Consider the following 12,676-nt stretch of genomic DNA (forward strand, 5'->3'; position numbering starts at 1 on the left):
GGAGACTGGTTGCCTGACTCCACCGGACGAAGGGCGGTAAGGGCGTGCGGCTGACGATCCTCGGCGGGGGCGGTTTCCGGGTACCGCTGGTCTACGGAGCACTGCTCGCGGACCACGCCGAGGGCCGGGTGACCCACGTGACGCTGTACGACGAGGACGCCGGGCGGCTCGCCGCCATGGCCCGGGTGCTCGCGGACCAGGCTGCTGCCGCCGGAGTGCCGGACGCCCCGGCCGTCACGGCCACCGTCGACCTCGACGAGGCCCTGCGAGGCGCCGATTTCGTCTTCTCCGCCATCCGTGTCGGCGGGCTGGAAGGGCGGGCGGCCGACGAGCGGATCGCCCTGGCCGAAGGCGTGCTCGGCCAGGAGACGGTGGGCGCGGGCGGGATCGCGTACGGCCTGCGGACCGTGCCGGTGGCTCGTGAGTTCGCGCGCAGGATCGCCCGCAGGGCCCCAGAGGCATGGGTCATCAACTTCACCAACCCGGCCGGGCTGGTCACGGAGGCGATGGCAGAGGAGCTCGGCGAGCGGGTGATCGGCATCTGCGACTCGCCCGTGGGGCTCGGCCGGCGCATCGCCCGGCTGCTGGGGGCCGGGCCGCAGGAGGCGTGGATCGACTACGTCGGCCTCAACCACCTGGGCTGGGTGCGCGGGCTGCGCGTCGGTGGCCGCGACGAACTGCCCAGGCTGCTGGCCGACACCGAGGCGCTGGAGTCCTTCGAGGAGGGGCGCCTCTTCGGGGCCGAGTGGCTGCGCTCGCTCGGCGCGATCCCGAACGAATACCTGCACTACTACTACTTCAACCGTGACACGGTACGTGCCTACCGGGAGGCCGAGCAGACGCGCGGGGCCTTCCTGCGCGACCAGCAGCGCGGGTTCTACGCCGAGGCCGGCCGCCCCGGGCAGCCGGCCGGGGCGGCGCTGGCCGCCTGGGACCGGACCCGGGCCGAGCGCGAGGCCACGTACATGGCCGAGAACCGCGAGGCGGCGGGCGTCGGGGAGCGCGACGAGAGCGACCTGGAGTCGGGCGGCTACGAACAGGTCGCGCTCGCGCTGATGCGGGCCATCGCCCGGGACGAGCGGGCCACGCTGATCCTCAACGTCCAGAACGGCCCCACGCTGTCGGTCCTCGACGCCGGCGCGGTCATCGAGGTGCCCTGCCTGGTCGACGCGAACGGCGCCCACCCGGTGGGCGTCGCACCGCTGCCGCTGCACGCGGTGGGACTGGTGACCGCGGTCAAGGCCGTCGAGCGGGAGATCCTGGCGGCCGCCGCGAGCGGCTCGCGGGCGACCGCGGTGAAGGCCTTCGCCCTGCATCCGCTGGTGGACTCGGTGGGGGTGGCGCGGCGGCTGCTCGACGGGTACGCGGCGGAGCACCCGGGGCTGGCCTACCTGCGCTGACTTCCGGCGCGCGGTTGCCCCGTACGGCTCAGCGCCGCATGCGGTGCGGCGGGTGCGCTGTGACAGTGCGAAGGTGACCACTGCCCCCGTCGTAGCCGCCGCGCCACCCGTGCTCGACCGGCGGCGGCGCAACGTCATCTTCGGCACGATCATGCTCGGCGTGCTGCTGGCGGCACTCGACCAGACGATCGTGGGTACCGCCCTGCCCACGATCGTGGCGGATCTGGGCGGCGGGGACCACATGTCGTGGGTGGTCACCTCCTACCTGCTCACGGAGACCGTGGCGACGGTACTGGTGGGCAAGTTCGGTGACCTCTTCGGCCGAAAGCTGATCTTCCAGATCTCCGCCGTCGTCTTCATCAGCGGCTCCTTCCTGTGCGGCCTGTCGAGCAACATGACGTTCCTGATCGTGTGGCGCGGCGTCCAGGGCGTCGGGGCCGGCGGCCTGATGGTCACCGCGATGGCGTTGATCGCCGATGTGGTGCCCCTGCGCGAACGCGGTAAGTACCAGGGCATGATCGGCGCCGTCTTCGGCGTCGCCACCGTGATCGGCCCGCTGCTCGGCGGGTTCTTCACCGACCAGCTGAGCTGGCGGTGGTGCTTCTACGTCAACGTCCCGATCGCGATCCTCGTCGTAGTCGCGGCCGCCCGGACGATCCCGGCGGTGCGGGCCTCGGGCAAGCCGGTCATCGACTACCTGGGCATCACCCTCGTCGCGATCGGCGCGAGCGCGCTGATCCTGGCCACCAGCTGGGGCGGGAACGAGTACGCGTGGACCTCGCCCGTGATCATCGGCCTGTTCGCGGGCGGTGCGCTCGCACTGGCCCTGTTCTGTGTGGCCGAGACACGGGCCGCGCAGCCGATGCTGCCGATGCGGCTCTTCCGAAATCCGGTCTTCTCGGTGTGCTCCGTGCTGAGCTTCATCGTCGGGTTCGCGATGCTCGGCGCGCTCACGTTCCTGCCGACCTACCTGCAGTACGTGGACGGGGATTCGGCCACCGTCTCGGGCGTCCGGACCCTGCCCATGGTCTTCGGGCTGCTGCTCGCCTCCGTCTTCAGCGGCAACGTCACCAGCAAGACCGGCAAGTACCGGATCTTTCCGATCGTGGGCAACGCCGTCATGGGCGTCGGCCTGTACCTGCTGTCGCGGATGGAGCCGGGGACCAACACCTGGCTGGAATCGCTGTACATGTTCGTGCTCGGTACGGGCATCGGCCTGTCCATGCAGGTGCTGACGATCGCCGTGCAGAACACCGTCGACTACGCGGACCTCGGCACGGCGACCTCCGGGGTCACCTTCTTCCGTACGCTCGGCAGCGCCTTCGGGACGGCGGTCTTCGGAACGATCTACGCGAACACCCTGGGGCCCGAACTGAAGGCGGCCGTCGCGCAGGCGGCAAGGCTCACCGGGGAGGATCCGGCGCGCCTCGCCGAGGCCGCGTCGAGCCCGCAAGGGGTGCACGGGCTCGACCCGGTGGCCGCGGGCCCGGTGATCGACGCGTACGCGCAAGCCCTGCACACGGTGTTCCTGTGGACCGTGCCGGTGGCGGTGGTCGGCTTCGTCGTGGCGCTCTTCCTCAAGCAGGTGCGGCTGCGCGACACCGCCCGCGCCGGGTCCACGGACATGGGCGACGGTTTCGGCTCCCCGGCCACGGCCTCCGGGGACTCGGCCAAACTGCTGGAGCTGGCGGTCGGCAAACTCGTACGGAACATGGGGCCGAAGACGGCGCGCGCGATCGTCGAGAACTCCGACACCCGGCTGGACATCGCGGGCGCGTGGGCGGTGATGCAGGTGGACATGATGACCCGGACGGTGGGCCACGCCGGCCTGGGCCTGATCGCCGGTCGCCGCTCCCTGCCGCCCGAGGTGCTGCTCCCCGTCTTCGACCGGATGGTGGACGAGGGCTTCCTCGGCCGTGAGGACAGCTTCTTCACGCTCACCCCCGCCGGGCAGCGGGAGGCCGGTGTCATCTCGGCGGCATGGGCGCAGTGGCTCGGCAACGAGCTGGAGAAGGACCGCGGGCGGCCGCGGAGCGCCGAACTGCGGGTGGCGGCGGACGCGATCGCGAAGCGGCTGCTGGCGGAGGACCTGCGCGAGGGTAACTTCGCCCCGAAGGCGGTGGTGTAGGGGAGTCCGGATGCCGTGTCAGGTCATTCGTACGACGGACCTGGTGCAGCAGACGGACGAGGGAAGGGCGACCGCCGACGGTTCTCGGGACATGTCTGCGTCATGACAGTTCCCGGAAGCCGGAGGCTCTGAATGGCTCGACTCGTCACGATCGGCATCATCACGGCTTCGCTGATCACCCTGGGACCACCGCCGGCCGGCGCCGGCGCAGCTCAGACCACGTGTTTCGCCGTCCCCGCCACGCTGACCGGGGCGGGCGCCCTCACCGGAACGCCCGGTGACGACGTCATCGTCGGATCGCCGGGCGACGACGTCATCAACGGCAACGGCGGGAACGACGTCATCTGCGGTCTCGGCGGTGACGACCGGCTCATCGGCGGAGCCGGCGACGACCGGATCGACGGCGGCGCCGGGAATGACGCCCTGCGTGGCGACGAGGCCGTCGAAAGCGGTGACGTCAGGCGCGGCGGCAACGACGAGCTGTCCGGCGGCGACGGCGACGACGACATGGTCGGCGATTCACTGACGGGCAGCGGCAACGCCGAGGGCGGGGGGAACGACCTGCTCGACGGCGGTAGCGGCGTCGACTTCATGGTCGGCGACTCGCAGAGCGACGGCGACGGCAACGCCAAGGGCGGCGGGAACGACCGCCTGTACGGCGGCGACGGCGACGACGAGCACATGACGGGCGACAGCGTCAGCTTCGGCGGCAACGCCGAGGGCGGCGGGAACGACCTGCTGGAGGGCGGCAACGGCGACGACGGCCTCCTCGGGGACTCGGCCGCGCCCTTCGGGGGATCGGCGACCGGCGCCGGCAACGACATCCTGCGGGGCGGGGCCGGTGCCTACGACAACCTGATCGGCGACAGCGAGGGCGTCGCCGCGGCCTACGGCAACGGCGGCAACGACGTGCTGGACATGGGGGCCGACGGCGGGTTCTTCGCCCTGGGGGACCACAACATCGGCGACCCGGACGGCGGCGGTCAGGCGTTCGGGGCGGGCAACGACCGGATCACCGGGGGCAGCTCCGCCGAGGTCCTCGTGGGCGACAGCTCGGTCGCGAACGCCGCCACGACCGTGGCGGGCAACGATGTGATCGTCGGGCGCGGCGGCGGTGACTTCGTCTTCGGTGACAACGTCAACTTCGACGGTGACGCGACCGTCGGGACGGCTGGCGGCCGGGACCAGCTCCGAGGCGGCGCCGGCGGCGACGCGATCGCGGCAGGACCCGGCGACGACGTCCTCGACGGCGGACCGGACGCCGACACCTGCGACGGAGAGGCGGGCACGGCCGACGTCGCGACGCACTGCGAGTCGCTCGCCGGCATTCCGTAGCGGACGGCAGGACGCCCCCCTTCTGCAGGCCCGGCCCCCGTTCTGTAGGGCGCCGCTGCTACAGGGCGCCGCCGGTGGCGGTCGGGTAGTCGTACGAGGGCACGTGCGGCAGCGACGTGAGGTCCGGGCGCCAGGTGCGCAGGACGGCCGCCGACGGGGCGTAGAGGTCCGAGGGGATCTCGGCCGGGGCGAACCACTCCCAGCGGGCGATCTTGTGGGGCTCGGTGACGGCGGGGACTCCGACGGCCGTCGTGGTCACCGCGGCGGCCGTCAGCCGGGTCATGCCGGACTTCGCGTCGATCTGGACGGCGAGCACCCGGATTCCCTCGGGTTCCGCCCGCAGGTCGGTCTCCTCGGCGAGCTCCCGGGCGGCAGCCCGCTCGAAGCCCTCCCCGGGGTCGACCTTGCCGCCGGGCAGCTCCCAGCGGCCGTCGTGCGCCTGGCCGAGCAGGACCCGGCCGTCCGGGCCGACCACGACGAGGCCGACGCCGACGACGGCGTTGGGTTGCGGGACGGCCCGTTCGGGGCGTTCGCCGGTGGTGCTCATGTACGTCCTTCCGATGAGGTGGTGGGTCTGGCGCGGATGTGGATCCGCTCGCCCTGCGGGCCGAAGAGGCTGAGGAACTCCGCGGCCCGCGGGCCCGGGTTGAAGAAGGCGTGCGGGGTGCGCGTGTCGAACTCCGCGGCCTCCCCGGGGCCGAGGACGAGATCGTGCTCGCCCAGCAGCAGACGGACGCGCCCGGACAGCACGTACAGCCACTCGTAGCCCTCGTGGACACGGAGCTCCGGCAGCGGCGGCGTGCCCTCGACGGGCGGGATGATCTGCTTGAAGGCGCGCACGCCGCCGAAGTCGCGGGTCAGCGGCACGAAGGTGTGGCCGTGGCGGACGAAGGGACGCGGGCGGACCCGGGGGTCCCCGGTCTCCGGTGCGCCGACCAGCTCGTCGAGCGCCACCCGGTGCGCCCTGGCCAGCGGGAGCAGCAGTTCCAGTGTCGGCCTGCGCTGCCCGGATTCGAGCCGGGAGAGGGTGGAGAGCGAGATTCCGGTGGCCTCGCTGAGCTGGGCCAGGGTGGTGCCGCGCTGCTGGCGCAGGGCGCGCAGGCGCGGTCCTACGGCCGTCAGCACGCCCGCGAGTTCCTCGTCCTGCTCTTCGGTGGCCATGACCCCATTTGCCGCTTCGGCAAGAGCATTTGTCAAGCGGGGCCGGTGGGCGGACCCTCGCAGACATGGACAACGCAAAGGACGACTCGTTCGACGTGGTGGTCGTGGGCGGTGGGGCGGCCGGGCTCGCCGGAGCGCTGACCCTGGCCCGGGCCCGCCGCTCGGTACTGGTGATCGACTCCGGCAGCCCGCGCAACGCACCCGCCGCGCACATGCACGGGTACCTCGGCCACGACGGAGCGAGCCCGGCCGGACTCCTGGCCAGGGGGCGCGCGGAGGTGACCGGCCACGGCGGGGAGATCCGGCCGGGCACGGTCGTCGCCGCGGACCGGCTGCCCGAAGGGGGCTTGCTGGTCCGCTGCGGGGACGGCTCGACCGTCCGAGCGCGCCGGCTGCTGGTCGCCACCGGGCTGGTGGACGAGCTCCCCGCCGTGCCGGGGCTGCGGGCGCGCTGGGGGCGGGACGTGCTGCACTGCCCGTACTGCCACGGCTGGGAGGTCCGGGACCAGCCGATCGCGGTGCTGGCCGACGGCCCCCTCGCCGTGCACCAGGCCGGGCTGTGGCGGCAGTGGAGCGCGCGGACCACCCTGCTGTCGCACACCTGGCCGCTCCCCGCCGGGGACCGGGAGCTGCTGGCCGCCCGGGGCGTCGAGGTCGTCGAAGGCGAGGTGACCGGCCTCGTCGTCGAAGAGGACCGGCTGGCCGGGGTGACCCTGGCCGACGGGGGCGAACGGCGGTGCCGGGCGCTCGTGGTGGCGCCCCGGTTCACGGCCCGCTCCGGCGTCCTGACCGGACTGGGCCTGCCCGTGACCGCCCTGGAGCGGGACGGCCACGTCATCGGCACCTGCGTCGATTCCGACCCGGCGACCGGTGCCACCGCCCTCCCGGGCGTATGGGCGGCGGGCAATGTCACCGCGCCGACGGAGCAGGTGGCGGGCGCGGCCGCGTACGGGGTCCGCGCGGCTGTTGCCATCAACGCCGACCTGATCGAGGAGGAGACCCGGCGGGCGGTCGAGGCCTACCGCGTGAGCGGGTGAGTCGGTGAGCGCGTGACCGGGTGACCGCGCGTGGTGCGGTGGAGTGGCGCTGAACCGGTGGTGAGCGGGACCCGAACCGCCGGGCATCGGACGCCTGTACGGGTTTCGGCCAGGTCCCGTCCGCGCAGGCTCTGGGCGGTCTGATCGTCGTACCGTTCAGCGGCTCAGGGGGGCGCAATGGCACATGTACTGGTCATCGGCGGAGGTGTCGGAGGGGCGGCCACCGCCCTGCTCGCGGCGCGGCAAGGACACACGGCGGAGCTGTTCGAGCGCGACACGCGCGCCCCGGGTACCGCCCTCGATCGAGACTTCTTCGGCTGGCGGCGGCCGACCGTACCGCAGGCGACGCAGCCGCATGCCCTGCTGGGCGCCGCTCGGAGCGTCCTGCGGGACGAACTGCCCGACGTCCACCAGGAGATGCTCCGGCTCGGCGCCCGCGAGCGGCACGAGCTGGACTGGTTCGACGTACGGCCGCCCGCGCGCCCCGGCGACGAGGACCTCGTCATGCTCCAGGCCCGGCGCATCGTCCTGGAGAGCGCGCTGGCCACCGCCCTGCGCGCCGAACCGGGTGTCGTCGCGCGGTACGGGGAACCGGTCACCGGGCTGCTCACGGAACCCGGGATCCGGGTGACGGGAGTGACCACGCAGGCAGGGAGTTACGAGGGGGACCTCGTCGTGGACGCGGGCGGCCGGCGCGGAGGTGTCGAGCGCTGGCTGACCGCGGCGGGGTGCCGCCCACCGGTCGTGGAACGGCACCGCACGGGCCTCGCGTACTTCTGCCGCTGGTACCGGCTGCCCGACGGCATGGACGAGGGGCCGCGCCGGCCCTGGGCGGTGACGGGCGGCGCCTTCGCCGGATGCGCGGTCTTCCCGGCCGACAACCGGCTCTTCGCCGTGACGCTGTTCGTGCACACCGCGGACACCACGCGCTCGGCGCTGCGCGACACCATCGTCTTCGAGGCCGCCGCCCGTACCTTCCCGCCCGGCGCGGCCTGGCTGGCACTGGGCGCCGAGCCGCTGTCGGAGGTACTGGCCACCGCGAGCCTGGACAACCGGTGGAGCGCGCTCGCCGACGAGCGCGGGCCGGTGGTGAGCGGGCTGGTGCCCGTCGGGGACGCGATCACGCACACCAACCCCACCCTCGGACAGGGCACTTCACTGGCGCTGTGGGCCGCGCGCAGGGTGGCCCGTACGGCGCACCGGGACCCGGGATCCGAGGCGTTCGCCGCGGGCCACCACGCCTGGGCGGTGCGCACGCTGAAGCCGTGGTTCGACTTCCAGGTCGTCGCCGACGAGGCCATCGGGGAGCGGTTCGCGACCCGGGCCGGGCGTACGGGGACGGCCCGGGACGTGGCCGCGCTGTTCGAATGCGCGCTGGAGGACCCGGAGGTGATGCGGGCGCGGGCCAGGGTCCGGCACCTGGCCGAGCCGCCGGAGCGGGCGTACGCGGATCCGGAGGTCCGGGAGCGGGTGGCGCGCTGGCTGGCCGCGCGGCCGCAGTACGCGCCGAACGCGGTGGGGCCGGACCGGGCGGAGTGGGAGAAGCTGACCTCGTAGTGAGAGGGGCGGGCCGGGACGGGCGGGCCGGTCAGCCGCTCGGCCGGTCAGCCGGCCGGCGGGGGGCCGAGCACCTCGGCGAGGTCGTAGCCGACCACTTCCTCCAACTGGGCGTAGGTGCAGCTCTCCGGCGCCCGGTCGGGCCGCCAGCGGCCGAACTGGGCGGTGTGCCGGAACCGGTCGCCCTCCATGTGGTCGTACTTCACCTCGATGACCCGCTCGGGGCGCAGCGGCACCCAGGACAGGTCCTTCTTCCCGGTCCAGCGGCTCGTCGCGCCGGGCAGCCGGGCGCTCTCGTGGGCGGACTCCTCGGCCCAGGCGGCCCACGGGTGGCCCCCGGGGTCCGGCATGCGCAGCGGTTCGAGCTCCTCGACGAGCTCGGCCCGGCGCTTCATGGGGAAGGCGGCGCACACGCCGACGTGCTGGAGGGCGCCCTGGCCGTCGTACAGGCCCAGCAGCAGCGATCCGATGATCAGACCGCTCTTGTGGAAACGGAAACCCGCGAGGACGACGTCGGCCGTACGCTCGTGCTTGATCTTGTACATGAGGCGCGTGTCGGGCCGGTAAGGGAGATCGAGGGGCTTGGCGATGACCCCGTCGAGGCCGGCGCCCTCGAATCGCTCGAACCACTCCTGCGCGAGAGCGGGGTCGGTGGTCGCGGGCGCGAGGTGAACGGGGGGCCGGGCGGTGGAGAGGGACCGGGCGAGGGCGCTGCGGCGGTCGGCGAGCGGGGTGTCTAGGAGCGCCTCGTCGCCGAGCGCGAGCAGATCGAAGGCGACGAAGCTGGCGGGTGTCGTGTCGGCGAGCAGTTTCACGCGCGACGCCGCGGGGTGGATCCGTTCGGTCAGCCGGTCGAAGTCGAGGCGCCCGCCATGAACGATCACGATCTCGCCGTCGATGACGCAGCGCGGGGGCAGGTTCTCCCTCAGGGCCGCCACCAGTTCGGGAAAGTACCGGGTCAGCGACTTGCCCGTGCGGCTGCCGATCTCGATCTCGTCGCCGTCGCGGTGGACGATGGCGCGGAAGCCGTCCCACTTGGCCTCGTACTGCATCCCCGGCGGGATCCTGGCCACGGACTTGGCGAGCATCGGCTTCACGGGCGGCATCACCGGCAGATCCATGTCTCCGATTCTGCGGTGGTACGTCCGGCCCCGCCCGGTATGCGGGTCCGGCCGGGCCCGCCTACCGTGGCGCACATGGGTGCTGCCGGTAATGCGATCGAGCTCGACGCGGGCGGGCGGACGGTACGCCTGTCCAGCCCGGACAAGGTCTACTTCCCGGAGCGCGGCCTCACCAAGCGGGACGTGGCCGAGTACTACCTGGCGGTCGCGGACGGCATCACGCGGGCCCTGCGCAACCGGCCGACGACGCTGGAGCGGTACCCGGACGGGGTGGGGGGCGAGTCCTTCTTCCAGAAGCGGGCGCCGAAGAACCTGCCCGACTGGATCCCGACCGCCCACATCGCCTTCCCGAGCGGCCGCAGCGCGGACGAGATCTGCCCGACCGAGCCGGCCGCCGTGCTGTGGGCCGCCAACCTGGGCTGCCTCACCTTCCACCCCTGGCCCGTACGGCGCGAGGACACCGACCGGCCCGACGAGCTGCGCATCGACCTCGATCCGCAGCCGGGCACCGACTACCACCACGCGGTGGCCGCCGCGCACGAGCTGCGCGCCCTGCTGGAGGAGCTGGGACTGCGGGGCTGGCCGAAGACCTCGGGCGGCCGCGGCCTGCACGTCTTCGTCCCGATCGCGCCGCGCTGGACCTTCACCGAGGTCCGCAGGTGCGCCATCGCCCTCGGCCGGGAGCTGGAGCGCCGCATGCCGGGCAAGGTTACGACGGCCTGGTGGAAGGAGGAGCGCGGCGAGCGGATCTTCGTCGACTACAACCAGACGGCGCGCGACCGCACGATCGCCTCCGCCTACTCCGTCCGCCCCCGCCCGCACGCCCCGGTGTCGGCGCCGCTGCGCTGGGACGAGGTGGACGACGCGGAGCCGCGCGACTTCGACATCGTGACCATGCCGGCCCGCTTCGCCGAACTGGGCGACCTGCACGCCGAGATGGACGAGCACGCCTTCACTCTGGACGCCGTACTCGAACTCGCCGCCCGCGACGAGCACAAGCACGGCCTGGGGGACATGCCCTACCCGCCGGACTATCCGAAGATGCCGGGCGAACCGAAGCGGGTCCAGCCGAGCCGGGCGAAGCGAGAGGACTGAACCGGGCGCGTCAGCCGGGATTCGGGGCGGTCGGCTTGTGGCCGGGGTACACGTGGTCCGGACTCACGATGCTGGTGATCGCCTCGCCGAACAGGGTGCTGGGCTCCTGGCCGTCGTGCTGGACGTCGGTGTTGAGGAGGACCACCATGGTCGCCTGAGCCTCCGGCAGATAGACGGTCAGCGTCTCGTACCCGGGCAGTGAGCCGTTGTGGCCGATCCAGCCCTGGACGTTGAAGATGCCGAGCCCGTAACCGGCGCCGGGAATGCCGACCGAGGTGGTCTTCAGCCGCTCGGCCTGGGTCGCGGGCGTCAGCAGCGTGCCGGTGGCGAGAGTCCGTGCCCAACTGCGCAGGTCCTGCAGGTCGGAGATGATCGCTCCCGCGGCCCAGGCCCAAGTCGGGTCCCAGTTGGTCGCGTTCACGATCTTGCCCGAGGCCGACTGGTCGGTGTAACCCTGCGCGTGCGGTACGGGGAACTCGGCCCCGATCGGGAAGAGCGTGTGGCGCAGACCGGCCGGCTGCAGGACGTCCCGTCCGATGACCTCGTTGAGCGGCCGGCCGGTGATCTTCTCGACCACCAGGCCGAGCAGGATCAGGTTGGTGTTGGAGTACTCCCACTTCTCGCCCGGTGCGAACTGCACGGGGTGATCGAAGGAGTAGCCGAGCAGCTGCTGTGGTGTGAAAGGCTTGTTGGGGTTGGCTTCGAACGCCTTGATGAAGTCGTTGTCCTCGGAGTAGTTGAACAGTCCGCTGCGCATTCCGGCGAGTTGGCGCAGAGTGATTCGATCCCCGTTCGGAACTCCGGCGATGTACTTGCCGATGGGGTCGTCCAGGCCGATCTTGCCCTGGTCGACCAGTTGGAGGAGGGCGGTCACGGTGAACGTCTTCGTCTCGCTGCCGATGCGAATGCGGAAATCGCTCTGCATGGGAGCGCCGGTCGCCTTGTCCGAGACCCCGAAGTTCCTCACGTAACTGCCCTTGCCGGGGGCCCACAGCCCCACGGTGACGCCCGGCACATGGGCCTCGCGCAGGACCTGCAGGATGGCGGCGTCCAGCTGCGCCGCGACGGCCGGAGTGAGCTGCTTGAACTCCGTGTCGCCGTCCGGGGAGGGGGAGGGGGAGGGAGCGGCGGGGGCGAACGAACCCTGGGCGGGCGCTCCGTGGGCGGGGCCCGCGACGGCCGGGGCGATGAGCAGGGCCGCGGCGGCGGTGGCCACGCAGGCCCGGCGAAGCCGTATGTGCGTCGACCTCACGGCATGCCTCCCTCCTGTTGTTCCTGTCGTACGAGGATCAAGGAAAGTGCTGGCACAAGCGTAGGTCCGCGTCATCAGGGGCGCGATCAGGGATCAAAACAACACGGACGATCGTGCTAATGTCTGGGCCCGGTTCCGCCCCGACGAGGCGGAGCTGATGGCTCGGGTCGAGACCGGCCGCCTGCTCGTACGCGGCGTACCCGTCACCACGGACCGCTGGGGCGGTCACGGCGGCGGCGGAGGCGACGGTCACGGCGACGGCGGAGGCGACGGTCACGGCGACGGCGGAGGCGACGGTCACGGCGACGGCGGAGGCGGCAGGCCCGTCCTGGTCGTGAACGGCTGCTCCTCGCGCGCCTCGCGGTTCGCCGGCATCGTCGAGGCCTTCCGCGCCCAGGGCCGTACGGTGATCGCCTTCGACACCCCGGGACACGGGGAGTCCGGCGCCGGGCCTCCACGATCCTCGACTACCGGGCCGTCATCCGCCGACCGCACGCGGAACAGGGGGGACTTCTCGGCGGTCGTCGCCCACTCCTTCGGCGTGCTCGCCACCTTCTTCACGCTGCGCGACGGCATACGGGCCGACCGCG

General features: G+C 72.5%; 10 protein-coding genes. 6 read left to right on the plus strand and 4 right to left on the minus strand.

Annotated elements, in window-relative coordinates; genetic code table 11:
• Positions 1–44: 44 nt before the first annotated feature.
• From ACFYOB_RS16520 to ACFYOB_RS16530, 3 genes are all read left to right on the plus strand, one after another.
• A complete protein-coding gene (locus ACFYOB_RS16520) occupies positions 45–1,400 on the plus strand; it encodes a 6-phospho-beta-glucosidase (RefSeq protein ID WP_388560389.1) in 1,356 nt (451 codons plus the stop codon).
• A gap of 73 nt (positions 1,401–1,473) precedes the next feature.
• Positions 1,474–3,528, plus strand: coding sequence for an MDR family MFS transporter (locus ACFYOB_RS16525; protein ID WP_388560391.1), 2,055 nt, complete (start codon positions 1,474–1,476; stop codon positions 3,526–3,528).
• A gap of 132 nt (positions 3,529–3,660) precedes the next feature.
• Positions 3,661–4,863 carry a calcium-binding protein gene (locus tag ACFYOB_RS16530; protein ID WP_388560393.1) on the plus strand — a complete coding sequence of 401 codons (1,203 nt, stop codon included), beginning with the start codon at positions 3,661–3,663 and terminating at the stop codon, positions 4,861–4,863.
• Positions 4,864–4,921: 58 nt separating this feature from the next.
• Here ACFYOB_RS16530 and ACFYOB_RS16535 read toward each other — a convergent pair whose 3' ends face one another.
• Together ACFYOB_RS16535 and ACFYOB_RS16540 are read right to left on the minus strand one after the other, a co-directional pair.
• Positions 4,922–5,410, minus strand: a complete 489-nt coding sequence (locus tag ACFYOB_RS16535) for an NUDIX hydrolase (RefSeq protein ID WP_388560395.1) — start codon at positions 5,408–5,410, stop codon at positions 4,922–4,924.
• Positions 5,407–6,024, minus strand: a complete 618-nt coding sequence (locus ACFYOB_RS16540; RefSeq protein ID WP_388560397.1) for a helix-turn-helix domain-containing protein — start codon at positions 6,022–6,024, stop codon at positions 5,407–5,409. Before ACFYOB_RS16540 ends, ACFYOB_RS16535 begins: the two co-directional genes overlap by 4 nt.
• A 65-nt stretch (positions 6,025–6,089) precedes the next feature.
• On the opposite strand from ACFYOB_RS16540, the gene ACFYOB_RS16545 reads away from it, so the two are divergent.
• Complete coding sequence (locus ACFYOB_RS16545; protein ID WP_388560399.1) at positions 6,090–7,061, plus strand: NAD(P)/FAD-dependent oxidoreductase; 972 nt, start codon at positions 6,090–6,092, stop codon at positions 7,059–7,061.
• 177 nt (positions 7,062–7,238) lie between these two features.
• On the plus strand, positions 7,239–8,618 hold the full coding sequence (locus ACFYOB_RS16550) for an NAD(P)/FAD-dependent oxidoreductase (protein WP_388560401.1): 1,380 nt from the start codon (positions 7,239–7,241) through the stop codon (positions 8,616–8,618).
• Positions 8,619–8,665: 47 nt separating this feature from the next.
• Here the strand turns inward: ACFYOB_RS16550 and ACFYOB_RS16555 are convergent, their stop codons facing one another.
• Positions 8,666–9,739 (minus strand): ATP-dependent DNA ligase, encoded by a 1,074-nt coding sequence (locus ACFYOB_RS16555; protein WP_388560403.1) that lies wholly within the window; start codon positions 9,737–9,739, stop codon positions 8,666–8,668.
• Between the two features lie 75 nt (positions 9,740–9,814).
• On the opposite strand from ACFYOB_RS16555, the gene ligD reads away from it, so the two are divergent.
• Entirely contained in the window at positions 9,815–10,834 is a 1,020-nt protein-coding gene (gene ligD / locus ACFYOB_RS16560) for a non-homologous end-joining DNA ligase (protein WP_388560405.1), read from the plus strand.
• A 10-nt stretch (positions 10,835–10,844) separates the two neighbouring features.
• On the opposite strand, the gene ACFYOB_RS16565 is transcribed toward ligD, so the two are convergent.
• The gene (locus tag ACFYOB_RS16565; protein WP_388560407.1) at positions 10,845–12,086 is read right to left on the minus strand and encodes a serine hydrolase domain-containing protein; all 1,242 of its coding nucleotides are present in this window, start codon (positions 12,084–12,086) and stop codon (positions 10,845–10,847) included.
• Between the last annotated feature and the right edge of the window lie 590 nt (positions 12,087–12,676).

The sequence above is a fragment of the Streptomyces sp. NPDC006463 genome, from assembly GCF_042870715.1.
Classification (GTDB): Bacteria; Actinomycetota; Actinomycetes; order Streptomycetales; family Streptomycetaceae; genus Streptomyces.

Excerpts from the sequence above, each read along its gene's own strand:
- ACFYOB_RS16530 (WP_388560393.1), top strand. The coding sequence starts at position 3,661 with ATGGCTCGACTCGTCACGATCGGCATCATCACGGCTTCGCTGATCACC.
- ACFYOB_RS16535 (WP_388560395.1), bottom strand. The coding sequence starts at position 5,410 with ATGAGCACCACCGGCGAACGCCCCGAACGGGCCGTCCCGCAACCCAAC.
- ACFYOB_RS16540 (WP_388560397.1), bottom strand. The coding sequence starts at position 6,024 with ATGGCCACCGAAGAGCAGGACGAGGAACTCGCGGGCGTGCTGACGGCC.
- ACFYOB_RS16545 (WP_388560399.1), top strand. The coding sequence starts at position 6,090 with ATGGACAACGCAAAGGACGACTCGTTCGACGTGGTGGTCGTGGGCGGT.
- ACFYOB_RS16550 (WP_388560401.1), top strand. The coding sequence starts at position 7,239 with ATGGCACATGTACTGGTCATCGGCGGAGGTGTCGGAGGGGCGGCCACC.
- ACFYOB_RS16555 (WP_388560403.1), bottom strand. The coding sequence starts at position 9,739 with ATGGATCTGCCGGTGATGCCGCCCGTGAAGCCGATGCTCGCCAAGTCC.
- ligD (WP_388560405.1), top strand. The coding sequence starts at position 9,815 with ATGGGTGCTGCCGGTAATGCGATCGAGCTCGACGCGGGCGGGCGGACG.